Source organism: Methanosarcina sediminis (assembly GCF_052056915.1).
In the GTDB taxonomy this organism is placed as follows: domain Archaea; phylum Halobacteriota; class Methanosarcinia; order Methanosarcinales; family Methanosarcinaceae; genus MTP4.
On the sequence record NZ_CP195119.1, the window covers coordinates 3,472,081 to 3,497,754 of the forward strand.

Consider the following 25,674-nt stretch of genomic DNA (forward strand, 5'->3'; position numbering starts at 1 on the left):
TCCCTATTTTTCAGGCTAGCTGATTCATCAATATGGAATTGTTTTCCGATTTCGAGCTTCATCTTTCAAATCCGGGCTCTCCGACATTTCCACCCCTCACCTTTCAAATGCAGGTCCCCCGACATCTCCCCTATTGTTGTAGCCTCGTTCTTCCCAGTACCCTCTGTATTCGGAATCACTGAGTTCGATCCTTACGATCCACTTTGCCCACTTGTATCCGTATTTGCTCTCGGCAACGAGCTGCAGGGGAAAGCCTCTTTCCGGGGGGAGGGTCACATCGTTTAGCCCGTAGGCGAGGATTATGTTGTTTTCCAGAAGGTAGTCCAGTTCCAGGGCAGTGGAATACCCGTCTGCACTGAAGAAGATAACCGTGCTGGCATTTTCCATGACCCCCACTTCTTCAAAGAGGTCGGCTATTTTCACTCCTGTCCACTTCCCGGTAAAACCCCAGCCTTCCACGCAGTCCAGGTCCACGACCTTCGAGGTCCGGGGCAGTGCCGTAATCTCTTCATAGCTGAACTCCATGGGTTTTTCCACAAGACCGTCTACCTGCAGGCGGTAGCTCTCCCTGTCGATATACTGGGTCCCCTTTATGGCGTTGTTGCGCTGTTCGGCTATGGGCGTCAGTTCCTGCCCACTGTAAAAGGTAGTCTCCGACTCGTTATCGTATACCTCTGGCTCCTGCTGATCTTCGGAAACACAACCTGAAAAGGTGCTGATACTGAAAATGAGTATTAAAGTTGTAATTAGTAGGATTCGTTTCATGATCTACCTGCCCTCCCTGTTTCTCCCTACTCTCCCTGCCTTCCCTGCTTCCCCGGTTTTTATCTTGCTAAAAATATATTCCGGCTCAGATAAAGCCTTATTCAGGTACGAAATTTTTCAGGGTTTTATCTCAGGAAATGAAGGACATCCGGAAAAGGAGTAACTATAAAATGATAGGTATTCAATTTTTGTATAGGTGTTAGCGTGCTTAAAATCTGTAATGAAATACCTGATTCCTGCAAATGGAAAAGAATTGAGGCGATTAATAAGGGTTGGTCAAGTGATCAAAAATATTATATCCGGACGACGGATGGTAGGGAATTATTACTCAGAATGTCGGACATAAGGCAATATGGGAATAAGAAACAGGATTTTGAAGCACTAAAACAGCTTGATAAAATTGACATTTTAATCTCGCACCCGATTGATTTTGGAATTTGTAATAACGGCCAATCCGTATATTCTTTACTGACCTGGATTAAAGGGGAGGATGCAAGGACCGTTCTTCCCGGGCTAAGCAATAAAGAACAATACCAGCTCGGTGTTAAAGCCGGGGAAACATTAAGAATCATGCATCAAATTCCTGCGGCAAAAAATCAGATGCCATGGTCGGAGCGTTTCAATCGTAAAATAAACAGGAATATTACTTACTATAAAGCCTGTGGAATTCATCTGAAGGGAGCAGATAAAATAATCAAATATATCGAACAAAATCGATACCTGCTGGAAAATCGTCCCCAGTGTTTTCAACATGGTGACTACCATGTCGGAAATATGATTGTTACAAAGTCCGGGGAACTGGGGATAATTGATTTTGACAGGCTTGATTATGGCGATCCATGGGAGGAATTCAATCGCATTACCTGGTGTGCAGATATAAGTGCCTCATTTGCCTCAGGACGTATAAACGGATATTTTGATCATGATGTACCTGCTTTATTTTTCAGATTAATGGCTTTATATATTGCAAGTACCCAGCTTTCATCAGTTCCCTGGTCAATTCAATTCGGACAGGATGAAGTCAACACGGCGCTCAGACAGGCCGAAAATGTTCTGGAATGGTATGATGGATTTGAAACATACATACCAGAATGGTATGTTTCCCCCCCTCCTGAATGAGCATAATTGATACCCTAATTCAGATGCACGTTCTCTCCTCGTCCTCTTTCTTTATTGGGCTATGTAGTAATCCTGTCATATTGCTCAAAAAGGCCCTGGTTTTTGTGAGAGGGTTTTATGCTGATTCCGGTTCCGGTAATTCCCATTTTCGTATCGATAACAAGGGCCCTCACCGCCCGCAAAGCGGGCGGCTTTCCCCGAAATTACTGAAAAAAGAGACTGCAAAATAAATTGCAATTATTAGGTGCAATTATTAGGTGCAATTATTAGGTGCAATTATTAGGTGCAATTATTAGGTGCAATTATTAGGTGCAATTATTAGGTGCAATTATTAGGTGCAATTATTAGGTGCAATTATTAGGTGCAATTATTAGGTGCAATTATTAGGTGCAATTATTAGGTGCAATTATTAGCTTTTACTTTTATTCGATTTACTTCACGTCAATTTATCCTTATTTTTTTAATTACCCAGGTATATCTTTTGACAACTTCCATACTATTTTTACTCTTTTTAATATTATTTATGGAAAAGCCGGTCAGCAAGCTGACCGGTGAGAATACTGGTACCTGAAAAGCAAATCGAAAAAGGTTGCCGGGAATGTCTGAATAGGGGGATTACAGCTAACCTGCCCGGGTTGATTTTTATCGTTTTTCCATAAAGTCTGTAAAAAGAGAATATAAAATAAGAGAATAAAAGAAGAGATTATAAATGGGTAGAAAAAATACCGGGAAAGCCTGAAAAAGCTTCAGGCCTCGTCGTATCCGATCTCTTCTTTTGTAAGGTAGCAGGCAGGGTCATCCGCCCAGACGTTTCCGTAGACTGCTTCAGCCCGCACCCGGAAGTTCCCGTTGCAGACGTCGAACCATTTGCAGTGGGCGCAGCGATCCCCGTTTTCCTTGATCAGGGGTTTCCGGTTCTTGAGCCCGGCCATCAGTTTGTCGGAAAGGTCGGTCCAGATCTCGCTGAAGGGCCTCTCACGGACGTTTCCAAAGGAGTAGTGTCTCCAGAACTGGTCGGCGTGCACGGCCCCGTCCCAGGAAACGCAGCCGAAACCTATCCCTGAGGAGTTGCCCTGGTTCATGGAAAGGAGCTCGAAGACTTCGGCTGCCCTTTCCGGGTTTTCTTTCAGGAGCTTCAGGTAGAGGTAGGGGCCGTCGCAGTGGTTGTCCACGGTCAGGACTTCTGCGGGGAAGCCCTTTTCGTGCAGGGCTTTTGTCCTCTCCATGATGAGGTCCACGGCTTTCCTGGACTCTTCAAGGGAAAGGTCCTCGTCAACCATTTTAGAGCCCCTGCCGGCATAGACCAGGTGGTAGAAGCAGACCCTGGGGATATTTTCTTCCTCGAGGAGGTCAAAAATGGCGGGAATGTCCCGGACATTTTGTTTGTTGATGGTAAAGCGAAGCCCGACTTTTATACCCTCGTCCTGGCAGTTGTGCAGGCCCTCGAGGGCGGCGTCGAAGGCTCCCTTTACGCCCCTGAATTTGTCGTTCGTTTCCCTGACCCCGTCAAAGGATATGCCCACGTAGGAAAGGCCCACTTCCTTCAACTTCTTTGCCAGGTTTTTGTCAATGAGGGTCCCGTTTGTGGAAATGACTGCTCTCATCCCTTTTTCCCTGGCATAGGCTGCGAGTTCGGGGAGGTCTTTTCGCATTGTCGGCTCGCCTCCGGAAAATAGCATAACAGGAGAGCCAAAAGCTGCGAGGTCGTCGATCAGGGCTTTGCCTTCCTCGGTTGAGAGTTCGTCTTTGAATTCGACATCCTTTGCCTGGGCATAGCAGTGAACGCATTTCAGGTTGCAGCGGCGGGTCATGTTCCAGACCACTACCGGTTTCTTGTCCTTTGAAAACTGCAGCAGGTGGGAGGGCAGCCTCTTTGAGTCCCGGCCGTAGCGCAGGGCGTCGGAGGGTTCCACGGTTCCGCAGTAGAGTTTTGAAATGCCTATCATGTTCAATCCTTCGAAATGGACATTGTTTTTCAAAATTTTAAATGTTGTTTTTTGAAACCGGTTTTTATGATGTGTCTTTCCGGTTTCAACCTTCTTTTTAGATGGATAAAGTTCCCGGGTTTTCCTGCCTTTTTCCGGAATTTGAAGCCTTTTTTCAGGACTTCGGTCAGGGGATTAAAGCTGTTTCTTCAGAACTTCGAGCAGGGCTTCAAAGGTAAATTCTCCGGGCACCGCATCAACGCTAACCCCGAGACTCTCCAGGGTGTTTGCGGTCGGGGTCCCGATAGCGCCTACAACTGCCCGGCTCAGGGCTTCTTTTACTTCTTCCCCGGCTCCCATCTTTTCCGCCTGCTTCATGAAACCCCTGACCATCATGGAGCTTGTAAAGGCAAAAGCGCTTACTTCCCCCGCAAGGGTGCGCTCGATGAGCTCTTTCTGGATGTCCCCTTCGGGTATGGTAAGGGTGTATACCTTTGTCTCAAATACCGTAGCTCCGCATTTTTCCAGGCCTTCGATGAGCAGCCTCGAGCCATACTTGCTCCTTGCGGCATCCACGGTTTTTCCCTTAACTTCGGGGCAGAGGGCTTCTACAATTCCTTCCGAACTGTAGTCCCCGGGCAGGAAGGGCTTTTCCACTCCTATTTTCACGAGTTCTTTTTCCGTGTTAGGGCCGATTGCAATTACCTGGCTCTTTTTCAGGGCTTCGGTAAAGCTTTCCCTTTTGCCTTCCGGGAGTTTGTCCAGGGTGAAGGTGATCCCGTTTGCACTTGTGAAGATCACGTAGTCTGAAACCCCTTCCAGAACCCTCTGCACGAAGGGCTCGAACCCCTCGTCCTTCATGTCTTCCAGCCGGATCATGGGGGCGTAAAAGGACTCAAAACCGTAGTCCCTGGCAAGGGCTTCGGACTTCTCCCGATAGCTTTCGGGCCTCATGATCGCAAGTACGGGGAGCTTTGCTTCGTTTGCGTCTCCTATTACTTCGCCTATCGTTTCGCCTGTCATATGCCTGATCCTCCGGAGTTCCGGTTTAAAAATCGGTTCCCGTAAGCTGTTCCCCGAGGATGTCATGGAGGCGGACAACGTCTCCTACCACTGTGATAGCAGGCGCTTTTACACCTCTTTCTTCTGCCAGGTCCGCGATGCTTGCAAGAGTACCCACGGTCACCCGCTGGTCGGGCCGGGTGCCTCTCTCAATAAGGGCTACCGGGGTTTCGGAGTCTTTCCCATTTTTCATGAGCTCTTCGGCATTCCGCCTGAGCATCTTTACCCCCATCAGGATCACGATAGTCCCTTCAAACTTTGCCAGGGCGTCCCAGTTGAGCCCGCTTTCTTCCTTTGTGGGGTCTTCATGTCCCGTAATGAAGGTTACCATGGAGGTGCTTTCCCTGTGAGTAACGGGAATTCCGGCATATGCAGGCACTGCGATTGCGGAGGTTATCCCGGGCACTATTTCGAATTCGATGCCTTCCTGCACGAGAGCTTCGGCTTCCTCTCCGCCTCTCCCAAACACGTAAGGGTCTCCGCCTTTCAGCCTGACAACCATCTTACCTTCCTTTGCTTTCTGCACAATCGCTTCATTGATTTTGTTCTGGGTGAGGGTGTGCTTCCCGGCAAATTTTCCAGCATCGATCTTTTCCGCACTATCCGGCATTGAACTCAGGATCACTTTTCCCGGAAGCTGGTCATAGATGATGACTTCAGCTGTGTCGATTAACCGGCGGGCTTTCAGGGTGAGGAGTTCAGGGTCCCCCGGACCCGAACCCACGAGATAAACTTTTCCGTAATTTCCTGACATGTGACTATGATTCCTTTTAATTTTTAGATAGAAAATGCAATCTGGAGATGTTAACGAGCTTTTAGAATATATATTATCCTGAAAATCGCTCCAGGAATAATACAACAAATTTCCGTTTGCAGCCCGGAAATATCAAAATCATTACATTTCCTGTTTTACAGTATGAAATATTTCTTTGTTTCTTGATTCATAACCGCTGGGAATTGACCTATGTGTGATGAGATTTGGATTATTATAGGTTAGAAGTTACTTCATAAGTGCTAAATTATGATTAAGGGGAATTGAATTAAAAAGTTGAAAACCCGGCAATCAGGAACCTGGAATAAGGAGCTGAAATCCAGTAATAATTTTCAGGACCTCTGTTTCCAAAGCTATATTGATTCTCAAATTAAACTATATATTTATACTTATATTATTTTTTTATTGATGTATTCATACTTGCCGGAGCTCCGGACAAGCTCAAATTCTGAATAGGGAATCAGTACAATTGGGAGGGGAATATATTGCAAGATAAGCCTGAACTTCTACCATTGCAGAAGCTTGGAGCCAGGGAAGATGAGCAGAATCCCGGTGTTATCAATTTCGGTTTTTTTTTACCCGGGGTATCGGCAGAGCAGGGTAATCGTTTGTGGGTGAGGGTGATCCACGAAAAAGACCAGTTTCTCCAGGCCATACAGCCAAAGGATTATGAAATGGAACATTCGGTGGACCCCGGGTACGGGGATTACTGGTCTGCAACAATAACGATCAGGCCCGAAGATAGGCTGACTCCGGACTCTGCATGGGGCAGCTCAGGGAAGTATGTCTACCGCTACTGCCTGAAAAACCCGGGTCGGGAGCCTATTGACTGGGTTATAGATCCCTTTGCCCGGGAGTTCGGAATCGGGAAATTATCCTCATTCACTCTTGGGTACAAAAAGCAGTATGATTGGAGCCAGCCTGAGAGCGTCTGGAAAACACCTTTCCTGGACGATATTATCCTTTACGAACTGATGATCAGTGAGTTTGCGTCCGATATCGACGGAATGGTTTCCCGCCTGGATTACCTGGCAGACCTGGGGATTAACTGCCTCGAGTTGATGCCCCTTTCCAATGTCGAGAAGAGGGTGGACTGGGGATTTGCCCCGATCGGGTATTTCGGTGTGGATGAGCGCTTCGGAAACAGGAAAGACCTGCAAAAGCTGGTAGATGCGGCTCACCGGAAAAACATTGCAGTCATAGTGGATTCCGTCTATGCCCATACCAGCCACCTTTTTCCTTACTATTATGTTTACGATAAACTCGAATGGCCCGAAGCCGAGAACCCATTTATGGGCCCGTTTGCCGAAAACGTCTATGGGAAAAGTACGGATTTCAACCGTAAATTTACCCGTGATTTCTTTTTGACAGTAAACCACCACTGGCTTGACTGCTACCATGTAGACGGTTTTCGCTATGACTACGTCCCCGGGTACTGGCTTGAGGGTTCGGAAAACGGCTATACTAAGCTTGTGAAGGACACGTACCAGCTTGTAAAAACAAAAAAAGATGCCGGTAGTCACTGGCAGCGCTTTTTCAGAGGGAATTCCGTAAACCTTATACAGTGTGCTGAACAGCTTCAAAAACCAATTGATGTTCTGAACAGTACTTATAGTAATTGTACCTGGCAAAATGGAACCCTGCATGCGGCAAGGGGCGCCGGGAGTAACCCCGAAGGGCTTTCTTCCCTGGGGCTGTTTTTTGGCCTTTTCGGTTACCCGGCAGAGGTTTCGCATAACGGGGACAGAATCACAAAAACTGCACTCCAGTATATTGAAAACCACGATCATTCCCGTTTTGTCTGCAAGTTCGGGACAGTTTTCCCTGAAAATGAGAAAAATGAACTCCTTAAGGAGGGCAATCGTGCACTCTGGTACAAAGTGCAGCCCTACCTGATAGGCATGTTCACGGCAAAGGGCATTCCCATGCTCTGGCAGGGGCAGGAATTCGGGGAAAATTACTACCTCCCCGAGGAAGGGTGGGGGCGGGTGCTTTTGTACCGGCCCGTGCGCTGGGACTATTTCTATACTCCTGAAGGCAAGTCTACGGTCAGCCTCGTCAGGAAACTGGTACAGCTTCGAAGGGAGAACCCGCAATTTTCCAGAGGGGAGCACTTCTTCTATAATGATTCCCTGTACCTGTCCAGGAAGGTAATGCTCTTTTCCCGGAAGTACGGGAACCTTTTCAGCCTTATTGCCCTGAACTTCGGAGACCGGGGTCAGACGGTACCTTTCATCTTCTCCCATGAAGGCAGTTACAGGGAGGAACTCCACGGCCAGGAAAATTTGGCAAAGGTCTCTGCAGGGGAAGAGGTTCAGCTTTTTGTACCGAGCAATTACGGGAGGATCTGGACGCTGAAATCCTGATACATAAGCCATGAACCTGATTATACGCTGGAATCCTGATACATAAGCCAGAAACCGATCGGATGTTGAAACATGATCTAGACTGTGTAGGCGGACTGATTGGATGCTGAAACCGGGTATGACCGGATTTGGTTTTAATGGGTAAGAGATTTAGCTCCAAAAATTGGCTGTATTCTGCTTTTCTCCTGCCCTTTTTCTTCCTGTATTTTTTCCTCCTTTGAGGTTTTTCTCCTGTGTCCTGTCAGTGGTAATTCATAAATACTCCTGACAATATTAATTGGATTCATCATGCTTCGCGTAACATTTCTCGGAACAGGAGGTTCTCTCCCTACCCGCAACAGGAACCCTTCCGCAGTGATGGTCAACCGGGAAGGAGAGCTTATCCTTTTTGACTGCGGGGAAGGTACTCAGCAGCAGATGATGCGGGCAAAGACAGGGATGATGAGCCTTTCCTCTATTTTTATCAGCCATTTCCACGCGGACCATTTCCTGGGGATCCCGGGCCTCATCCAGACCATGTCTTTCATGGGCAGGAAGGAGCCTCTCGTAATCTACGGCCCGAAGCATACGCGGGAATTCACGGAACTCTTCCGGGCTCTCGGGTACTTCAACCTGAAGTATGAAATCAGGGGTGTGGACCTGAAACCGGGAGATGTTGTTGAGGGAGACGGGTATGTAATCCGCGCCCTTGAAACCGTGCACAGTATCCCGAGCCTGGGATATGCCCTTGTCGAAGACATGCGGCCCGGCCGTTTCAACCGGGAGAGAGCTGTCGAACTTGGAGTTCCCCCTGGCCCTCTTTTTGCAAAGCTCCACAGGGGAGAACCCGTTGAAGTGGAAGGAAAAACCGTCCGGCCGGAAGAAGTTGTAGGTGAACCCCGCCCCGGGAGGACCATAGTTTATACCGGGGACACCAGGCCCTGTGAAGCCGTGCTCGAAGCCAGCAGGGATGCCGACCTCCTGATCCACGACGGAAGCTTTGCCGACGAGATGGCCGACTGGGCGGAAGAGTCGATGCACTCAACTGCAGGGGAAGTTGCAGCCCTTGCAAAGGATGCCGGGGTCAGGCAGCTTGTTTTGACCCATGTCAGTTCTCGCTACTCTGATGACGTGGAGCCCATAATTAATGATTCAAAAAAGATATTCGAAAATGTCATCGTGGCAGAAGACCTGATGGAACTTGAAATCCCTTTAAGGCAGGAATGAATATTCGGTATTTTGCGCTTTAATTAAGTCTACGGCCTGATATTTCCAAATACCGTCGTTCATTTCCGAAGTATTTTTAGAAAACGTATTTTTTGAAAAAAGATTTCGAGAAGAAAATCTCCCGGAAAAGATATCCGGGAACTCAGACGAGGGTCCAGTCCAGTTTATTATCTTCTGCGTCGTAAAGGAAAACTTTCATGGTCTTGTCTTCGACTTCGTAAGTCGGCCTGACTCCCAGGTAGAGGGTATCTCCTTCCTTAATGTCGAGTTCCCCTTTTACCCTTCCGAAGTACACTCTGCCTTTAGTGTCCTTTTCTTCGACTGTTATGCCTTTCCACATCAAGTTTTCTATTATGTTTAAAACCACGCATTCAAATCGGTCGGTTTCTCGTATTTCATTCATGAGGATCCCTTCACACGCTTGTTTCAAGTCCCTTTTGCGGACCTTTTTCAATCTCAGTTCGGAGTTTGTTCAGACTTTTTACTTTAGATCTGGTTCAGACCTTTTACTTCAGATCTGGTTCAGACCTTTTACTTCAGATCTGGTTCAGACCTTTTACTTCAGATCTTTATTTAAGCCTTTATTTCCGATCTCAATTCAGATAAGATGCCGATTTTTCTAAATAAAGCTATTCCCAGAGCTTAATGGCTGATCTATTTGAAAGCTGGTTGTTCAGTTCTTAAAAAAGAGGTTTTGAAAAAAGGATTAGCAGTGAACCAAAACAACCACCGCCTGGATAATTCATTAATGTGTTGGAAATTTATCACCATACAAAAAACTCATCTATAATGAGCAATTCATTGCAGCACGGAAAACTCCTTCCTGAAAAGCTCATACGTAGAGCCCGTTTGGGTCCTGGGTAGGTTCATTTTTTCCGAGTTTTGAAAAGGCTTTTTCGAAGTCTTCTGCCCTGACTGTTTCCCTGTCTTCAATAATTACCTGGTGCAGGGCGGTTTTCAGGACCTTTTCGACCAGGTCCCTGCCTGAAAGCCCTTTTGCTTTCTTTGCCAGGGTTTTGAAATCGCAGTCTTCTACGGGAAGGGGGAAGGTCTTTACGTTGGATTCGAAGATCTGCCTTATCTCTTCTTCTCCGGGGAGCACGAACTCGATCTCTTCTTCAAACCTGCTCCTTACCGCAGCGTCCAGGGATTGGGCCCTGTTTGTGGAACCTATGGTGCAGACCCCTTCGCGTTCTTCGATTCCGTCCATCTCGGTCAGGAGGGCGTTTACGATTTCACTTACGTCTCCCCTGAGTTCCTGGAAGCGCCTGTCCAGGGCTATGGCATCCAGTTCGTCGATGAAAATGATGCACGGCGCCATTTCTTCCGCCCTGTCGTATAGCTGGTGGATCTGCCTGGAACTGTCTCCTACGTATTCCCCAATCAGCTGGGTGGCTTTGACGGGGATGATGGGAACGTCAGTCTTGTTTGCAAGGGCTTTTGCAAGCATGGTTTTCCCGGTTCCCGAGGGGCCGAAAAAGAGGATGTTTCTCGGAGCCCATTTCCCGAAACGTTCCGGTTCATCAAGGAAGCGTTCGATCAGTTTGCATTTCCTTTTTGCGTTTTCCTGCCCTATCACGTCATCGAAGACAACATCGCTCTTGATTTCATTTGTGGAGAAAAGGCTGTTTTCTTCCTCTGTTACGATGATTGACGTGTTCATCCCGATCAGCGACTCGGCAGGTTCGACATCGATTATCCGGTACGCAAAGTCCGGAAACATCCTCCGGTCAAAGAGGTAATCTCCCTTGCGGGCAACGTACCCGTTCCATTGTTCCCGAGCGTAGAACTCAAAAACGTCTCTGTTTTCAACTATGGGGTACTCTTCCATCATTCCGCTCATCGGGTACCCTTCAGGTTTCAGGATTAGCAGCTCGGAAGTGGATTTTCCGAATTCCGTACTGGTTGTATGACTCTTTTTTGTGTTCACTCGGTGGGAGACAGTTCGCACTTTGTTATCAACTCGAATGCTTTTCTTTAATTAATATGTAAATCAAGGGAGCTAATAAAATTAACCCTTTAAAACAATTTACATTTTGGGGGCAGCTTTCGCGACCATATTCAGGGGAAAGATCTGCTTTTGAAGTTGCTTACATCCCTGAATTTGTGTTTATTTTTCAGGAACTGTGTTATTTTTTCCGAAATCCTGGTATACATTTCCAGAGTTATGGGATTTTCCGGAAACCGTTTTTGTGTTAGGAAGTTTTATTGATTTGAGGGGATGGGGTTATAGCTCACATCTCTATTTAAAATCTCTCTTGGCCGGATATGTGCTTTCTTCTTCAGGGAAACAATTCCCATTAATTCCCATGATGCTTTTTTTGCTAACTATTCCGGCTTCTGAATCGAAAGAAGCCCTGGCAAGTAACAATTATATAGGCATATATTCAAATAATATGTGCTTATGTATTGCGGGATATAATACTAATGTAAAATATTATATATGAGTAAGAAATTATATGAATATGGTACTCAGGTACTTTTTCGCTTAATGTGCGTTAATTTGAATCCCGTACATATAATGCCAGCATAGCTAATGTTGGAAGAAAGCAAAAGCTAATATATTAAAACTATATTATAAAATTATCGAATATTTAATTTAGAGCATGGTTTTTATGTTTACAATGCAGAACACGGAAGGTTTCGATCAGGTCACTCTTGATAGGATGAATTCAGAAGTTAAGAAAATCATGAGTAAGCACGATCCGAAATCTAAGAATTACACGAAAAATTACGAAAAGATCGAAGAGCAGGTCTTTGATCGGTACTGTACTGAAGTCTTCAGGCCTTCTCTGAAACTCTGAAACTCTCCCGTGAGGGAGACAGGATTGTTCTTACGAACATCCTCTTTCTTTTTTTTCATAATTTCTTCAAGCTTTTATTTTGTATCTTCTATTTTTTACCCTTTCAATTCACCAATACATACATTTTTTTATTATGTAACCTCCATTTTCACCCCTTCAATTTAATACTTTGTATTTTTTTATTGTGTGTCATCTATTTTTATCCTTTCAATTCTATACTTAGCATGTTTTTTTATTTTTAGTCCTCTATTTTTTTGCCCTTTTAATTCAATACTTAGCATGTTTTTTATAGTTTTATTTCTTATATTTCTCCATGTTTTTGAAAAAAGGCTTCATGTTTTTAGTACTGGCTCTTGCATTTTTACTGATGTTTTCGACCCTGGCGGTAGCTGAAAATTCAACACTTGGTGAAGGGGTTCCGGATACTGCTGTGAACTCGGAATCTGACCTTTTCACCCAGATGAAAAACAATATCGACATATATAATGAGAACATCAGCTCGGTCCCGAGTTTTGTGACGAATCTTGTCGATAGCAAGGAAATCCTTTTTATCATTACTCTCGATGATGGTTCGGAAATGAATGTCCACGGCTCTACTGATGAAAAAGGGGTGTTTGTGCTTTTTGAGGAGATAAACGACACTTCGGGCCTTGAAGATGCCCTTCTTGTCAGGAGCGATGAATCCACTGCCCGTGAAATAATGAACTCCAGTGATCCCGCTTACACGCTGAGACTGGCGTTAAAAGAGAAGACCGTAGTTATTGAAAACGCAAGTTTCTTTGAAGGTATCGTACTCTGGTTTGCGAAATCCTCTCTTGCAGACATCCTGTTTTGAGTTTTCTAAATCCCTTCTACTTTAATTATTTTTTCACTATTTTTTTCACTATTTTTTTTCACTACTTTTTACATTAATTTTTACATTGCCACTTATCATCTTTTATTTTGTTACTTTTGCATTAATGACTAAAATAATGCAGTCTGAAATAATGCAGTCTGAAGGCTTTGATTCCTCTTTGAATGGCAGGGAATACATAATTCACGAACATTTTTATATCCAGACTCCTTATTCTCAACATGCACTTTTCGGGCAAAAATAAGGTTCTGGCTGTCCTGCTCGCGGCTCTTCTGCTCATGCCGGTGGCAGGTGCGGTTTCGGATTCCGGGGACATCAAGGAAGCGGAATTTTTTAAAGCTCCTGACGAAGCTGCGGACGGAGAAAATGGCCTCTTCGATGAATTGAGTGTGAAAGCCGAACTTTATAATGAGAATTTTGATGAAGTCCCCATGCTTTTTAAAAGGCTGGTTGGGAGCCAGGAAATTGCTTTGCAGATCAAGCAGGATGACGGAAATATGCTCTATGCGACTGCGATTATGAGGGGTGGAATGGTGGGAGAATTTTATAGTTACGATACACCTGAAGATCCGATCTCGAAATTCGGTCCCTCCATGACAGTGGAAACTGACGAACAGACGGTTCATCAAATCCTTGACTCGGAAGACCCGCTTAAAGAAGCTGTCCAGAGTATGAATGAAGGGACGCTTGTAGTGGAGGTTGAGGGTTTTTTCAGAAAAGCTGTCCTCTGGACAATAACAAAGCTTTATTCCTGATGGAAATCAAGAATTAATCAAGAATTAATCGAGAATTAATCGAGAATTATAGTCCCAAATGCAAATATTCACACTTACATTACAACCACGGAAGACACGGAAAGCACGGAAGGATTGTGCCCCTACTTTCTTTATTCCGTGTTTTCCGTGCTTTCTGTGGTTAAACTTTCAATTGAGATTGGTGAAGGAATGTGGGTCCTTGACTATAATCAAGAATTAATTGAGAATATATCTGTTTTAGAAATGGAACTCCCGGTCTGAACTGGGACACAGTTTTGTCTTTTGAAGGTCGGCTGTGCTCTGGGAGGCAGTTCAAATCGGTGGTACCCCGGAGCCTGAGTGCAATCGGGAACCGCCATTTCTTTTTTGAATTTTTTTAGGTCAGTGCCTTATAAATTCTCCGGGGTAGGTGAAGCTTCCTTTTTTCATCATCACGCCAGTATTTATGCTCGTATTGATTCCGGTATGCACTTCATCGCCCATGATCACCCCGAGTTTCCTCCGCCCGGTATCAACGACCCTTCCTTTGACCATTATTTTTATGTTCCTCCCGTCGTGCCGGAGGTTTGCAATTTTTGTGCCAGCTCCAAAGTTGCACCTGCGCCCGATTATACTATCTCCCGCATAGCTCAGGTGTCCCACGTGAGTGTCTTCCATGACGATCGTGTTCTTGATTTCAACGGCGTTTCCTATCCTGATATGGTTTCCAATCGCAGTGGATGGCCGGATAAAGCAATTAGGCCCGATGTCACAGTCTTTCCCGATTACCACGGGCCCTTCAATGTAGGAACCGCTTCGGATAAGGGTTCCTTTCCCAATTGCAACTTCCCCTTTCAGGGTTACATTCGGCTCTACTGTGCCTTCGCATTTTCCTTTAAGGTCTTTCAGCAGGTATTCGGTAGCCTTCAAGAGGTCCCAGGGGTACCCGATATCTATCCACTCGGCTGCCAGGGGCCTGTAGCCTACGGGCGCTCCACTGTCAATAAGCATCTGGATGGAGTCCGTAATCTCCAGTTCCCTCCTCTCGGAAGGCCGGGTCCTGTCAATATATTCGAATATGGATTCCCTGAATAGGTAGATTCCGGCGTTTGCAAGGTTTGTGGGGGGCCTTTTCGGCTTTTCCAGGATTTTTACGACTTTTTCACCTTCAGTCTCAAGCACCCCGAAGTCCGAGGGGTTCTCGACCTCTTTTACGCAGATAACTGCTTCTTCTTTCCTTGCTGCCAGGGCTTTCAGGTCGTCTGCCCCGACCAGCATGTCCCCGTTAAGCACCAGGAAAGTGTCCCCTACATGCCCACGGGCACAGCCGATTGCGTCGGCGGTCCCAAGCTGTTCTTTCTGGCGGACATAGTCGATGCTTACGCCCCAGGCTTTTCCGTCCCCAAAATATTCCCGGATCTGCTCTTCCATATAGCCGATAATGAAAACAAACCCGTCCACACCTGCTTCCACTGCAGCATCTACTATGTGCTCCAGAATGGGTTTGTTCGCAACCGGAAGCATTACTTTCGGGCAGTCGGAAGTAAGAGGCTCCATGCGGGTCCCTTTGCCTGCTGCAAGGACAACGGCTTTCATGCGAGTGCCTCCTTTACGATTTTTTCAGCCATTTCGAAGATCCCATCAACGTTTTCCCTGGCTTCGGCCGTGATCCTTACCTTTGCTTCGGTCCCTGAGGGGCGGACAAGCACCCAGCCGCTTTCCAGTTCCACCCTGATGCCGTCGATATCCAGGACTTTTCCCAGGGGTTCGAGCTTTGCCTTCACTTTTTCCATGAATTCGGCTTTCTTTTCGTTTGCACAGGGCAGGGCGCCCCTCTTTGTTGCATAATGGGGAAGCTCTTCCCGGAGTTTGCTGAGCGGCTTTTCTTTCACGATTTCAACCAGCTTTGCAGCTGCATAAATCCCGTCAGGGCAGTAGGAGATACGCGGGAAAATCCAGCTTCCCGAAGGTTCTCCCCCGTATACCGCCCCATGCTGCTTGATGCCTTCCGCCACATAGACATCCCCTACCCTTGTTCTCACCATTTCGGAAGCAGGGAGGGAGTCGTCAACCATCATTGAGGTGTCCACAGGCACCACAACCGTGCCTCCTTTCTCCCCGCATTCGTAGCGTCCGAAGATTGCAAGCAGCTCGTCTCCTGAGACGAAGTTTCCTTTCTCGTCTACAGCCATCATCCTGTCTGCGTCCCCGTCGTGGGCGATTCCGAGGTCGGCTCCAAAGCTTACAACGGCTTTTTTGAGAATGGAGAGGTTCTCGTCGGAAGGTTCCGGGTTCCGGGCAGGGAAATGCCCGTCCGGCTGGGCATTGAGGGTTATGACCTCACAGCCCAGCTCCCGCAGGAGGTAAGGAGTAATGGTCCCTCCGGCCCCACAGCCGCAGTCCAGCACCACGCGAAGGGGTGCTCCCTCCGCAAGTTTTTCTATCATGTCCATATGGCTGCGGACAGCATCCCCTTTTTCCGTAACCTTCCCTATCCTGTCCCAGGAGGCGAGGGAATAGCCGGAATTTTCAATCGCATCCTCGATTTCCTCCTGCTGGGCAGAGTCAAAGGCCATCCCGTCAGGGTTCCAGAGCTTGATTCCCACATACTCCGAAGGGTTATGGGAGGCCGTAACCATGACCCCGCAGTCATAGTCCCGGGCTGCGTAGGCGAGGGTGGGGGTGCTCACAAGCCCGACCCTTGTAACGGTACAGCCTGTCGAGGTCAGCCCTGCGATCAGGGCGTGCTCGATCATTGATGCAGCGGTTCTCGGGTCTTTGCCGATTACCGCTTTTTTTTTCCGACTTCCCAGCACAAGCCCTACTTTCAGGGCAAGTTCGGGGCTGATATCTTTATTTGCAATTCCTCTGATTCCTGATGATCCGAATAGTTTCATTCATTCCACTCCGAGATTCCCGGAAAAGCGTTGGTTCTTTCTCCTATTTGGATTTTTCTCCACTCCAAATAGATTTTCCTTACTTCAATATGGATTTTCCTTTATTCCACGGTTACGCTCTTTGCCAGGTTGCGCGGTTTGTCTATTGAACAGTCCCTGGCAAGGGCGGTATAGTATGCAAGGAGCTGCAGGACCACAGTACTCAGAATCGGGGTCAGGAGTTCATCCGTGCTGGGAACCCTGAGCACCACATCCACATATTTTGCAATCTCGGTATCTTCCGCGTCCGCAACCGCAATAACGACTGCATCCCTCGCTTTTACTTCCTTTATGTTGCTGAGCATCTTTTCGTAGGTCTGCCCTCTGGTTGCAATGGCGACTACCGGTGTTTTTTCGTCCAGCAGGGCAATTGGCCCGTGTTTTAGTTCCCCTGCAGCAAAGCCCTCTGCGTGTATGTATGAAATTTCCTTGAGTTTGAGGGCTCCTTCAAGGGCTACGGGGTAGTTCAGGTTCCTGCCCAGGAAAAAGTAGCTCTTTGCATCGGCAAAGGCTTCGGCACATTCCTTTACTGTTTCTTTCCTGTTCAGGATCTGCTGGATCTGGCCGGGAATCTTTCTCATCTGAATTATAAAGTCCTTGACGTAGTCCGGGCTTACTTTGCCCCTCAACTGGGCAAATTTCATGGCAAGCAGGTAAAGTACGGTTAACTGGGCCGTAAAGGTCTTTGTGGCTGCAACCCCTATTTCAGGGCCTGCCCGGGTGTAAATAATACTGTCCGTTTCCCTGGTGATTGTGCTACCCACAACGTTCGTGACCGAGAGGGTGGGACAATAGTATGATTTGATGCCCCTGACAGCTGCGAGGGTATCAGCGGTTTCCCCTGACTGGGTAATTGCGATTGCAAGGGTCCTTTCGTCCATTACCGGGTTCCGGTACCTGTACTCGGAACAGACATCAATATCGGAGTGTATGCCTGCCAGTTGTTCAAAGAGGTACTTTCCGAGAAGCCCTGCGTTCCAGGAAGTCCCGCAGGCCAGGACCTGGACCCGGGAAAGCCAGCGGATCTCTTTCTCGCTCATGTTCAGGTCTTCCAGGAATATGTCTCCTTCGAGTTCCGATATCTTGCCTGCCAGGGTATTGTGGATAGAGTTGACCTGTTCGTGGATCTCTTTTAGCATGAAATGCTCGTACCCGGCTTTTTCAGCAGCTTCGATATCCCATTCGATCCTTTCGACCCTTCTTTCCAGGGGATTTCCGTCAAGGTCATATACTTCAACTGTTTTCGGGGTCATTACCGCCATTTCAAAGTCATTTACGAAAATAACGTCCCTGGTATGGTTAAGGAAAGCCGTAACATCCGAGGCTGCAAAGTTTTCCCCGTTTCCTACCCCTATGACAAGAGGGCTGTCTTTCCTGGCAACGAAAAGTTTCCCGGGTTCATCGGAAGAAAGAGCTCCGATCGCATAAGACCCCTCAATCTCAGCCAGAGCCTTGCGAAGCCCTGTTAACAGGTCAAACCGTTTTTCGCTTGCTTCCGGACTTCCGTAGACCTGCCTGTGCAGGAGGTGTGCGATTACCTCTGTATCGGTCTCGGACTTGAACTCGTAGCCTTCCTTTATCAGCCTTTCCTTCAATTTCATATAATTTTCGATAATCCCGTTGTGCACTACCGAGATTTTAACCTCGTTTCCCGAGGTATGAGGGTGAGAATTTATTGTGCTCGGACGGCCGTGGGTTGCCCAGCGGGTATGCCCGATCCCCACATTGCCTCCCAGTTTTTCCGGAAGTTCAGCTTCAAGGTTTACGATTTTTCCTACTGTTTTGTAAGTCTCAAGCTTTTCGTTCTGGACAGTGATGCCCGCAGAGTCGTATCCGCGGTATTCGAGTTTCTTTAAAGATTCTATGAGCATCGGTGTGGCAGGTTTTTCTCCCGCGTATCCTACAATTCCGCACATTTTTTATCCCCCTTTTACCTCACAGGACCACCGAACTACGGGGAAGGTGCCTGTATACGGTCTTTCCCGATTCGACCTGGCAGTCGACGGCAATCGTGACTCCGGCTTTTACGAGCACCCTGCATCCGATGTTGTTGTCGTCGCCCACAATTGTTCCGAGTTTCGGGGCATTGTGTATGACGCCGTTCATGTTGATCTCCAGGTTTTCCTTTTCTTCCGCAACGAAATAAGAACCCAGGGTATTATTGCTGCCTATTATGGAATTTGAAACACAGCAGTGGGATGAAATCCGGCAGTCGTTCATTATAATGCTGTTCTGGATTTCTGTAAAAGGCCGGATAGAGACGTTGTCTCCTATGGTTGTCGAAGAAAGGATCACGACGTTTGGCCCGATGTCGCAGTTTTCCCCGATCATAACAGGGCCCACTATGTATGTGCCTGACCTTATCTTTGTGTTTTTCCCGACCGACACTTTCCCTTTTGTAACTACGTTGTCTTCCAGTTTTCCTTCCGTCACTGTCTCTGTTGCGGCATTCAATACGATGGAATTTGCTTTCAGGAGGTCCCAGGCGTGGACCGCATCCAGCCATTTGGAATCGGTGGGAACAGCGGTAACCGTTTTCCCCTCATCGATCATTAGCTGCAGGGTGTCTGTTATGGCATATTCTCCGTATTCGGATATGGGAGTTTTTTCTATGGTTTCGAAAACCTGTGGTGTAAAGACGTAGATTCCGGTATTTACGATGCGGCTTACGTCGCCCGGCCTTTTTTCCAGGATTTGCTTAACCTTCTTCCCTTCGGTTAGCACGACCCCGTAACCTTCGGTTTCCTCCATTTTTACGGTCAGAAGGCTTGCGTCCCCTTCGCAGTTCGAAAGGAGGTCTGTGATAGTCCTGGCTTCTACCAGGTTGTCCCCGTTCAGGACAAGAAACGCGGTATCATCGGGACCGATCAACTCCTTTGCCTGTTTGATTGCATGGGCTGTCCCGAGCTGGGCTTTTTGTTCCACATATTTTATGTTGACCCCGAAATTCAACCCATCTTCAAAATAGTCCATTATGCGTTCTTTTTCGTATCCAATAACCAGTATGATATCTTTGACCCCATTTTCTTCGAGTGAATTTATGACATGTTCCAGGATAGGCTTGTTGGCTACCGGAAGCATAACCTTAGAACGAGTAAGGGTAAGAGGCCTGCAGCGCAGCCCCTCCCCTGCTGCAAGGATGATGGCTTTCATGATATAAATGAATCTTTTTTAGAATTTATACATTGCCTTCAAAAGTTCCTGCTAGCTCCAGATCGGCACGAACCGGTATATAGAGCATCTTAGGGTATTGTTGCAGTTCCCGATGGGATGTGGTCACTATTCAATATTTTGCCGAGATCCTTTTATTTTGTAGAGTTTTGTAGAAGTTCTTTTGTAGAGGTTCTTTAAAAGGGTGTATGAAAAACTGTTCATTAAAGCTGTTCATTAAAAAAGTTTATGAATAGCGATTCGTGAAAAAAAGGCAGCAGGGGCAAGATAAAGTTTATGGAATTGTTCGTTAAAAAACGTTCGTTAAAAAACGTTCGTTAAAAAACGTTCGTTAAAAAACGTTCGTTAAAAAACGTTCGTTAAAAAACGTTCGTTAAAAAACGTTCGTTAAAAAACGTTCGTTAAAAAACGTTCGTTAAAAAAAGTGGCAGGTGACAGATGAGGTTTTATATCATCCGTACCAGGTAAAGAGCCCTGCCACATACACAAGATAAGCTCCCAGGATAAGGGCGCCTTCCCATCTTTCCAGCTTTTTGCCGGTTAAGCCGAAGATGATCAGGGCGAGCATGATTACGAACATGAAGGGAAAGTCATATCCTGTTAACTGGTCCGAAACTGGGAGCGTCCGGATCTGGGACGAGGCTCCCAGGATCATTGCGATGTCCATGGTGTTTGCCCCAAGGATGTTTCCGATGGAAAGGTCCTGGTGTCCTTTTTTGAGGGATGCGATTGCCGTTGCAAGTTCGGGAAGGGATGTCCCTATTGCCACCATGGTCAGGGCTATTATAACTTCAGGGACGCCCAGCCATTCCGCGATCTTTATTCCGGAATCGACCAGGATTCTGCTCCCTATGACAACCGAGAGAGCCCCTATAACGAAGAAGACAATGTCCTTTTGCATTTCCTTTATTTTGACCTTTCCGGACCCTGCCCTTTCTTTTCCGAAGATTTTGTACTGGGTCTTCGAGGCGTGATAAAGGAACGCGAAAAAGACCAGAAGGAGAACCAATCCGTCAGGCCCGGAAATTCCTCCATCCCGGCTCAAAAGGATCAGGACGATTCCTGAGAGGAGCATCAGGCCGCTTTTTATCGGAAATGTGTGGTCCCGGACCGGGATTGCCTTTACGACTATGATCGAACCCAGTACAAGGCCCGTATTGCAGATTGCAGAACCTACGGCATTGCCTATCGTCATGTCGGTATGCCCGATATAGGCTGCAGTTGCGGACACTGCGAATTCCGGGGCTGTGGTCGCGAAGCTTACGATGGTAGCCCCTATGATCATTTTTGGGATCCCGCTTTTATTTGAGATTGCCACGGCTGATTCTATGAACCAGTCCGATCCCTTGCTGATCATCGCAAGGCTCAACAGAAAAAGAAAGATCGAAAGTAAATCCATGGCACCCCTTAACAGCGACAAGGGATATAACTCAAACGCCTTGAGTTTCCAGTTCGACCGTTTTGATTTACCCATAAATAATTACAAAATATCTGGATTCTGTTTTTACTCACTTGGGTAACCCATACAAAGTTATAATTAGATAAAAAAGAATATTTGTTAGAAGATTTATTTCAATCATTCGGAGGTTGATTTTAATCGTTATGGGGGATTAATTTCAATCATTCGGAGGTTGATTTTAATCGTTATGGGGGATTAATTTCAATCATTTGGAGGTTGATTTTAATCGTTATGGGGGATTGATTTCAATCATTTGGAGGTTGATTTTAATCGTTATGGGGGTTGATTTTAATCTTTATGGAGGTTGATTTTAATCGTTATGGGGATTAATTTCGATCCTGAGGTGAGACTGACTCCAATCCGGTAAAGTTGACTTCAATTCTCAGAGGTCTTTTTTTCTCGGTTAGGAGCTTGATCTCGATCATATTGTATGGGGGGATTTTTATAAAGATTCGGATGAAACTGAATATTCTGGTAGTTTTAATGCTCATTGCCTCTCTTCTGGTCAGCGGCTGTTCGGATAACGGTGCAGATGAACAGGAAAGCGGGCTTGAAGGCGAGGTTGAAGGTGAAGCTGCTGATGAGCCTGGTCCGGTAACTTCTGAAACCATCGTAATCGGAACCAAACTTTTCCAGGAATCTTACATAACAGCGCATATGATTTCACTTTTGCTCGAAGATCGCGGATACAATACCGATGTGAAGGAGAACCTCGGGGGCACGCTTGTAAATTACGAGGCTCTGAAAAAAGGGGACATCCATTCTTACGTGGATTATACGGGGACCATCTACAGCCAGATCCTGAAAAAACCGCCCCTTGAGGAATGGGACCCTGAGCTCGTATACGAAGAATCCGAGCAGGGAATGCTTGAGATGGACGGGATTGTAATTGCTGCTAGCCTGGGCTTCGAAAATGCCTATGCCATTGCCGTGGATGAGGGATGGGCGGAAAGCAACGAGGTTTCCACGATAAGTGATCTTGCACCCCATGCCCCTGATATGGAAATTGGCACTGATCCCGAATTTGCCACGCGGGAAGACGGGTTGCCCCAGATCGACCGGGTCTACGGGTTCACGTTCAAGAACTACAACCCCATGGTTCCGGGCATAATGTATGAAGCCATCAAGAATGAAGAAGTGGATGCCATAAGTGCCTATACCACTGACACCCGAAATGACCTTTACGAACTGAAGGTGCTTGAGGACGATCAAAACGCCCTGCCTCCATACGATGCTGTCGTGCTGGTTTCGGCCGAGTTTGAAGAGGAGTACCCCGAAATCGTGGCGATACTTGCGGAACTCGAAGGCAGGATTGATTCGGATACCATGCGGCAGCTTAACGGGGAGTACGATATCGAAGGTAGAGATTCCCGGGACATCGCCCGGGACTTCCTTGTGGAAGAAGGCCTGATTTCGGGCTGATTCTTTCAGTGTAATCCATGAAGTTCAAAAAACTTTTTAACCGGATCGAGTCTGTCAGGCTCGAAAACGTAACGAAGAGGTACGGGGAGCGTTTCGCAGTCAGGGACCTGGACCTTGAAGTCCGTGGAGGAGAACTCATGATCCTGATCGGGCGCAGCGGTTCCGGGAAAACAACTACCCTTCGGATGATCAACCGCCTGATAGAACCCGATTCAGGGAAGGTGTCCATAAACGGGACGGATGTGGAGGAATTTGACCCGGTACGGCTCAGGCGAAGCATCGGGTATGTGATCCAGAACATCGGTTTACTCCCGCACCTGAAGGTTTCGGAAAACATAGGGCTCATCCTGAAGCTGGAAGGGTGGGATGAAGCCAAAATACGGGAAAGGGTTCGCGAACTTCTGAATTTCGTATCCCTTCCTCCTAAAAGTTTCATGGACCGCTTTCCTCACCAGCTGAGCGGGGGGCAGCAGCAAAGGATCGGGCTTGCAAGAGCTCTTGCCATGGACCCTCCCCTGCTCCTTATGGATGAACCTTTCGGGGCGCTTGATCCTCTTCTCAGGACCCAGCTCCAGGGTGAGTTCTGCAAAATAAAAAAGGAACTTGGAAAGACCATTGTTTTCGTTACCCATGACATCAATGAAGCTTTCAAACTGGGGGACAGGGTTGCCATAATGGATAACGCCTCTCTCGTTCAGGTGGGGACTCCCGAAGAACTGATCTTTGAGCCTTCAAACGAACTTGTTTCTGAAATCGTTGACTCGAAGCGCAAATACAGGCACCTTGAGGCGTTGAAAGTAAAGGATATAATGCAGCCCCTGGATCCCGGCTATTTTCTGGATGGAAGTACTCCTGCCGAAACAGCCCTTAAAAAAATGGTAGATAGCGGGCTTGAAGTCGTTCTCCTGTTGAAAGAATCCGGGGCTGCGGGGAAAATTTCCTTGAATGAAGCCCTGAAGGCCGGTGAAACGGGGAAAAACCTGAATGAAATCTCAAAACCCCTCCTCATATTCCAGGCGGAAGATTCACTTTTCGAGGCCCTTGCACAGCTCAAAGGGGAAGGGGAGTCCATGGCGCTGGTCCTGGAGGGGGAAATTCCGGCAGGTCTTCTTTTTTCCGACAGGGTTCTCCAGGGGCTGGTCTAAGAGCCTGATCTAAAAGTCTGACTTAAAATTCCAATCTAAACTTGAGGCAGCTTATGGAATGGTGGGTTACCTGAGCGAAGTGGTCCAGATTATAAATGAAGTTTTAACGGAAGTCCAGAGGGTCTGGAATACCCAGCTCCTTTCGCTTCGCACCCTTGAACACCTCTACATGTTCACGATTGCGCTTTTTGTCTCCATCCTTGCGGGCGTAGCTGTGGGAGTCCTTATTTACCGGAACCCGAAGCTTGCAGACCCGGTCCTGAACGGCCTGAACGTTGTGGAGACAATTCCGGATGTTGCGCTCCTTGTACTCCTGCTTCCCATTTTCGGGATAGGTACAGGCCCGACGGTTGCTGCTTCGATCCTCTATTCCATCCTGCCCATAGCCAGAAATACGTATACGGGCCTTGCAAACGTTCCCAGGGAATACGTAGAGATCGCCGAAGCCCTGGGGCTTAATCCCGGGGAAATCCTCATGAGAGTGCGTTTTCCCCTGGCGCTGCCCCTGATAGCAGGAGGTATCCGGATAGCTGTCGTGTTCACCATGGGAGTCGTGACACTTGGGGGCTTGATCGCTGCAGGAGGGCTTGGAGCAGCTCTCCAGAACGGGATACAGCTCTATGACATGGGGACAATCCTGGTAACAGGAGCCTGGGTCGGGCTGCTGGCAGTAATCCTGGACGGGGGAGCAGGCATTATTGAGAACAGGCTGAAGGTGAGGTACGGGACATGGTCATAAACGCAGAAATCCTGGAAGCTACCCTTGAACACCTTTTCCTGGCTTATACGGCACTTCTTGCAGGAATTATAATTGCTGTTCCTCTGGTCCTTCTTTCACTATACAGTGAGAGGCTGGCTTCAATGGTCATGAAGTTTTCAAACCTTGTCCAGGCAGTCCCGAGTTTTGCGGTTGTAGCCGTTGTAGTCCCTCTCATCGGGATAGGCTTTACCCCGGCAGTCATTGCCATTATGCTGAGGGTCCTGCTCCCAATTATTAAGAACACCTACATAGGGCTTTTCAACGTAGATCCTGCTCTAGTCGATTCTGCAAAGGGAATAGGGCTGACGGAGTTCCAGATAATCCGTAATGTCCGGCTTCCCAATGCCTATCCTGCTATATTTGCAGGGCTCAAGTTTGCTGCCATCCTTGCAAACAGCATAGCCGTGCTGACAGCCCTTATAGGAGGCGGGGGACTAGGGTCAATGATTTTCGAAGGGCTTACCAACTTCAATACTGCAAAAATCCTTGCAGGAACCCTTCCGGTTATAGCCATTGCCCTTTTCCTTGACTTCTTCTTCTCGGTGTTGGAACGCCGTTTGACCCCGAAATACCTTGAAAATGATGCCTAAAAATGATGCCTAAAGATGATGCCTAAAAATGAAACTTAGCGATGAGATCTAAATTTGAGATCTAAATTTGAGACCTATAAATGAGATGTAGAGATGAGGTTTGTTTTTTAAATTTGTTTTTATCGGATTTTATCGGGTTTTAGATTTTTATATTTAATGGTCTTTTTATTGTTTAGTTTTTCAGAATAATTTTTCACCTCTTCTTTGTGCCTCAGCAACTTATGCCTCTACTTCCACACCCTTCCAGAAAGCTACATAATTCTTGAGTTCCTTTGCAGCAGGTTCTGGGTCCGGATAATGCCATGCAGCGGCTTTGTTGACCTCTCCTTCCACAACCACGTCATAATAGTTTGCTTTCCCTTTCCAGGGGCAGGTAGTGTGGGTTTCGCTTTCCTTAAAGTATTCTCTGTTTACGGATTCTGGCGGGAAATAGAGGTTCCCTTCGATTATTTTAGGTTCATCGCTTTCTGCGAGCACCTTTCCCTTCCATGTTGCTTTTGCCATTTCTTTCACTCCCTAAGAAAGGTTTTCTTGTAACCGGATTTCAAGGTAAAAGGCTTTTTAATTGAGAATTTTCGGGTAATA

The 25,674-nt window shown here is 47.1% G+C and carries 23 protein-coding genes; 10 read left to right on the top strand and 13 right to left on the bottom strand.

The window, feature by feature from the left end:
* Nucleotides 1-96: 96 nt before the first annotated feature.
* Nucleotides 97-765 carry a molybdopterin-dependent oxidoreductase gene (locus tag ACSAZK_RS15220; RefSeq protein WP_440954904.1) on the bottom strand — a complete coding sequence of 223 codons (669 nt, stop codon included), beginning with the start codon at nucleotides 763-765 and terminating at the stop codon, nucleotides 97-99.
* Nucleotides 766-969: 204 nt separating this feature from the next.
* Here ACSAZK_RS15220 and ACSAZK_RS15225 point away from each other — a divergent pair, with 204 nt between their 5' ends.
* On the top strand, nucleotides 970-1,884 hold the full coding sequence (locus tag ACSAZK_RS15225; protein WP_440954905.1) for an aminoglycoside phosphotransferase family protein: 915 nt from the start codon (nucleotides 970-972) through the stop codon (nucleotides 1,882-1,884).
* A gap of 746 nt (nucleotides 1,885-2,630) precedes the next feature.
* Here the strand turns inward: ACSAZK_RS15225 and ahbC are convergent.
* The 3 genes from ahbC to cobA form a co-directional block, all read right to left on the bottom strand.
* Nucleotides 2,631-3,830 (bottom strand): 12,18-didecarboxysiroheme deacetylase, encoded by a 1,200-nt coding sequence (gene ahbC, locus ACSAZK_RS15230; RefSeq protein ID WP_440954906.1) that lies wholly within the window; start codon nucleotides 3,828-3,830, stop codon nucleotides 2,631-2,633.
* A gap of 174 nt (nucleotides 3,831-4,004) precedes the next feature.
* Complete coding sequence (locus tag ACSAZK_RS15235; protein ID WP_440954907.1) at nucleotides 4,005-4,832, bottom strand: uroporphyrinogen-III synthase; 828 nt, start codon at nucleotides 4,830-4,832, stop codon at nucleotides 4,005-4,007.
* Nucleotides 4,833-4,857: 25 nt separating this feature from the next.
* Entirely contained in the window at nucleotides 4,858-5,625 is a 768-nt protein-coding gene (gene cobA, locus ACSAZK_RS15240) for a uroporphyrinogen-III C-methyltransferase (RefSeq protein WP_440954908.1), read from the bottom strand.
* A 503-nt stretch (nucleotides 5,626-6,128) separates the two neighbouring features.
* Between cobA and ACSAZK_RS15245 the strand changes: the two genes are divergently transcribed.
* On the top strand, nucleotides 6,129-8,009 hold the full coding sequence (locus tag ACSAZK_RS15245) for an alpha-amylase family glycosyl hydrolase (protein WP_440954909.1): 1,881 nt from the start codon (nucleotides 6,129-6,131) through the stop codon (nucleotides 8,007-8,009).
* A gap of 134 nt (nucleotides 8,010-8,143) precedes the next feature.
* Here ACSAZK_RS15245 and ACSAZK_RS15250 read toward each other — a convergent pair whose 3' ends face one another.
* Nucleotides 8,144-8,299: a hypothetical protein gene (locus ACSAZK_RS15250; RefSeq protein WP_440954910.1), complete on the bottom strand. Its 156-nt coding sequence runs from the start codon at nucleotides 8,297-8,299 to the stop codon at nucleotides 8,144-8,146.
* Here ACSAZK_RS15250 and rnz point away from each other — a divergent pair.
* Nucleotides 8,298-9,215 carry a ribonuclease Z gene (gene rnz / locus ACSAZK_RS15255; RefSeq protein ID WP_440954911.1) on the top strand — a complete coding sequence of 306 codons (918 nt, stop codon included), beginning with the start codon at nucleotides 8,298-8,300 and terminating at the stop codon, nucleotides 9,213-9,215. The genes ACSAZK_RS15250 and rnz overlap by 2 nt on opposite strands.
* 142 nt (nucleotides 9,216-9,357) lie before the next feature.
* Here rnz and ACSAZK_RS15260 read toward each other — a convergent pair whose 3' ends face one another.
* Together ACSAZK_RS15260 and ACSAZK_RS15265 are read right to left on the bottom strand one after the other, a co-directional pair.
* Nucleotides 9,358-9,618: a hypothetical protein gene (locus ACSAZK_RS15260; protein WP_440954912.1), complete on the bottom strand. Its 261-nt coding sequence runs from the start codon at nucleotides 9,616-9,618 to the stop codon at nucleotides 9,358-9,360.
* Between the two features lie 429 nt (nucleotides 9,619-10,047).
* On the bottom strand, nucleotides 10,048-11,166 hold the full coding sequence (locus tag ACSAZK_RS15265) for an AAA family ATPase (RefSeq protein ID WP_440954913.1): 1,119 nt from the start codon (nucleotides 11,164-11,166) through the stop codon (nucleotides 10,048-10,050).
* Nucleotides 11,167-11,839: 673 nt separating this feature from the next.
* Here ACSAZK_RS15265 and ACSAZK_RS15270 point away from each other — a divergent pair.
* The 3 genes from ACSAZK_RS15270 (at nucleotide 11,840) to ACSAZK_RS15280 (ending at nucleotide 13,627) form a co-directional block, all read left to right on the top strand.
* Nucleotides 11,840-12,019, top strand: coding sequence for a hypothetical protein (locus ACSAZK_RS15270; RefSeq protein ID WP_156153825.1), 180 nt, complete (start codon nucleotides 11,840-11,842; stop codon nucleotides 12,017-12,019).
* Nucleotides 12,020-12,353: 334 nt separating this feature from the next.
* Nucleotides 12,354-12,854, top strand: coding sequence for a hypothetical protein (locus ACSAZK_RS15275; protein ID WP_440954914.1), 501 nt, complete (start codon nucleotides 12,354-12,356; stop codon nucleotides 12,852-12,854).
* Nucleotides 12,855-13,093: 239 nt separating this feature from the next.
* Nucleotides 13,094-13,627, top strand: a complete 534-nt coding sequence (locus ACSAZK_RS15280; protein ID WP_440954915.1) for a hypothetical protein — start codon at nucleotides 13,094-13,096, stop codon at nucleotides 13,625-13,627.
* Nucleotides 13,628-14,008: 381 nt separating this feature from the next.
* On the opposite strand, the gene glmU (ACSAZK_RS15285) is transcribed toward ACSAZK_RS15280, so the two are convergent.
* The 5 genes from glmU (ACSAZK_RS15285) to ACSAZK_RS15305 all read right to left on the bottom strand — a co-directional run bounded on the left by glmU (ACSAZK_RS15285) (nucleotide 14,009) and on the right by ACSAZK_RS15305 (nucleotide 21,112).
* Entirely contained in the window at nucleotides 14,009-15,202 is a 1,194-nt protein-coding gene (glmU, locus tag ACSAZK_RS15285; protein WP_440954916.1) for a bifunctional sugar-1-phosphate nucleotidylyltransferase/acetyltransferase, read from the bottom strand.
* Nucleotides 15,199-16,503, bottom strand: a complete 1,305-nt coding sequence (gene glmM, locus ACSAZK_RS15290; RefSeq protein ID WP_440954917.1) for a phosphoglucosamine mutase — start codon at nucleotides 16,501-16,503, stop codon at nucleotides 15,199-15,201. The genes glmU (ACSAZK_RS15285) and glmM overlap by 4 nt, the downstream gene beginning before the upstream one ends.
* 101 nt (nucleotides 16,504-16,604) lie before the next feature.
* A complete protein-coding gene (gene glmS, locus ACSAZK_RS15295) occupies nucleotides 16,605-18,458 on the bottom strand; it encodes a glutamine--fructose-6-phosphate transaminase (isomerizing) (RefSeq protein WP_440954918.1) in 1,854 nt (617 codons plus the stop codon).
* A gap of 19 nt (nucleotides 18,459-18,477) precedes the next feature.
* Nucleotides 18,478-19,695 carry a bifunctional sugar-1-phosphate nucleotidylyltransferase/acetyltransferase gene (gene glmU / locus ACSAZK_RS15300; protein WP_440954919.1) on the bottom strand — a complete coding sequence of 406 codons (1,218 nt, stop codon included), beginning with the start codon at nucleotides 19,693-19,695 and terminating at the stop codon, nucleotides 18,478-18,480.
* A gap of 469 nt (nucleotides 19,696-20,164) precedes the next feature.
* Nucleotides 20,165-21,112 carry a calcium/sodium antiporter gene (locus ACSAZK_RS15305; protein WP_440954920.1) on the bottom strand — a complete coding sequence of 316 codons (948 nt, stop codon included), beginning with the start codon at nucleotides 21,110-21,112 and terminating at the stop codon, nucleotides 20,165-20,167.
* Nucleotides 21,113-21,628: 516 nt separating this feature from the next.
* Here ACSAZK_RS15305 and ACSAZK_RS15310 point away from each other — a divergent pair.
* From ACSAZK_RS15310 to ACSAZK_RS15325, 4 genes are read left to right on the top strand one after another with little or no spacing between them, the layout of a single operon-like run.
* On the top strand, nucleotides 21,629-22,594 hold the full coding sequence (locus tag ACSAZK_RS15310) for a glycine betaine ABC transporter substrate-binding protein (RefSeq protein WP_440954921.1): 966 nt from the start codon (nucleotides 21,629-21,631) through the stop codon (nucleotides 22,592-22,594).
* 17 nt (nucleotides 22,595-22,611) lie between these two features.
* Nucleotides 22,612-23,739, top strand: a complete 1,128-nt coding sequence (locus ACSAZK_RS15315; protein ID WP_440954922.1) for an ABC transporter ATP-binding protein — start codon at nucleotides 22,612-22,614, stop codon at nucleotides 23,737-23,739.
* Between the two features lie 58 nt (nucleotides 23,740-23,797).
* Nucleotides 23,798-24,478, top strand: a complete 681-nt coding sequence (locus tag ACSAZK_RS15320) for an ABC transporter permease (RefSeq protein ID WP_440954923.1) — start codon at nucleotides 23,798-23,800, stop codon at nucleotides 24,476-24,478.
* The gene (locus ACSAZK_RS15325) at nucleotides 24,469-25,089 is read left to right on the top strand and encodes an ABC transporter permease (RefSeq protein WP_440954924.1); all 621 of its coding nucleotides are present in this window, start codon (nucleotides 24,469-24,471) and stop codon (nucleotides 25,087-25,089) included. Before ACSAZK_RS15320 ends, ACSAZK_RS15325 begins: the two co-directional genes overlap by 10 nt.
* Nucleotides 25,090-25,308: 219 nt before the next feature.
* Here the strand turns inward: ACSAZK_RS15325 and ACSAZK_RS15330 are convergent, their stop codons facing one another.
* Nucleotides 25,309-25,593, bottom strand: a complete 285-nt coding sequence (locus tag ACSAZK_RS15330) for a DUF427 domain-containing protein (protein ID WP_048179779.1) — start codon at nucleotides 25,591-25,593, stop codon at nucleotides 25,309-25,311.
* Between the last annotated feature and the right edge of the window lie 81 nt (nucleotides 25,594-25,674).

Coding starts and splice junctions, on each gene's coding strand:
- glmM (WP_440954917.1), bottom strand. CDS start 16,503: ATGAAACTATTCGGATCATCAGGAATCAGAGGAATTGCAAATAAAGAT.
- ACSAZK_RS15220 (WP_440954904.1), bottom strand. CDS start 765: ATGAAACGAATCCTACTAATTACAACTTTAATACTCATTTTCAGTATC.
- ACSAZK_RS15320 (WP_440954923.1), top strand. CDS start 23,798: ATGGTGGGTTACCTGAGCGAAGTGGTCCAGATTATAAATGAAGTTTTA.
- ahbC (WP_440954906.1), bottom strand. CDS start 3,830: ATGATAGGCATTTCAAAACTCTACTGCGGAACCGTGGAACCCTCCGAC.
- ACSAZK_RS15250 (WP_440954910.1), bottom strand. CDS start 8,299: ATGATGAATCCAATTAATATTGTCAGGAGTATTTATGAATTACCACTG.
- ACSAZK_RS15305 (WP_440954920.1), bottom strand. CDS start 21,112: ATGGATTTACTTTCGATCTTTCTTTTTCTGTTGAGCCTTGCGATGATC.
- rnz (WP_440954911.1), top strand. CDS start 8,298: ATGCTTCGCGTAACATTTCTCGGAACAGGAGGTTCTCTCCCTACCCGC.
- ACSAZK_RS15260 (WP_440954912.1), bottom strand. CDS start 9,618: ATGAATGAAATACGAGAAACCGACCGATTTGAATGCGTGGTTTTAAAC.
- ACSAZK_RS15280 (WP_440954915.1), top strand. CDS start 13,094: ATGCACTTTTCGGGCAAAAATAAGGTTCTGGCTGTCCTGCTCGCGGCT.
- glmS (WP_440954918.1), bottom strand. CDS start 18,458: ATGTGCGGAATTGTAGGATACGCGGGAGAAAAACCTGCCACACCGATG.
- glmU (WP_440954919.1), bottom strand. CDS start 19,695: ATGAAAGCCATCATCCTTGCAGCAGGGGAGGGGCTGCGCTGCAGGCCT.
- ACSAZK_RS15315 (WP_440954922.1), top strand. CDS start 22,612: ATGAAGTTCAAAAAACTTTTTAACCGGATCGAGTCTGTCAGGCTCGAA.
- ACSAZK_RS15325 (WP_440954924.1), top strand. CDS start 24,469: ATGGTCATAAACGCAGAAATCCTGGAAGCTACCCTTGAACACCTTTTC.
- ACSAZK_RS15275 (WP_440954914.1), top strand. CDS start 12,354: ATGTTTTTAGTACTGGCTCTTGCATTTTTACTGATGTTTTCGACCCTG.
- ACSAZK_RS15330 (WP_048179779.1), bottom strand. CDS start 25,593: ATGGCAAAAGCAACATGGAAGGGAAAGGTGCTCGCAGAAAGCGATGAA.
- cobA (WP_440954908.1), bottom strand. CDS start 5,625: ATGTCAGGAAATTACGGAAAAGTTTATCTCGTGGGTTCGGGTCCGGGG.
- glmU (WP_440954916.1), bottom strand. CDS start 15,202: ATGAAAGCCGTTGTCCTTGCAGCAGGCAAAGGGACCCGCATGGAGCCT.
- ACSAZK_RS15235 (WP_440954907.1), bottom strand. CDS start 4,832: ATGACAGGCGAAACGATAGGCGAAGTAATAGGAGACGCAAACGAAGCA.
- ACSAZK_RS15310 (WP_440954921.1), top strand. CDS start 21,629: ATGAAACTGAATATTCTGGTAGTTTTAATGCTCATTGCCTCTCTTCTG.
- ACSAZK_RS15270 (WP_156153825.1), top strand. CDS start 11,840: ATGCAGAACACGGAAGGTTTCGATCAGGTCACTCTTGATAGGATGAAT.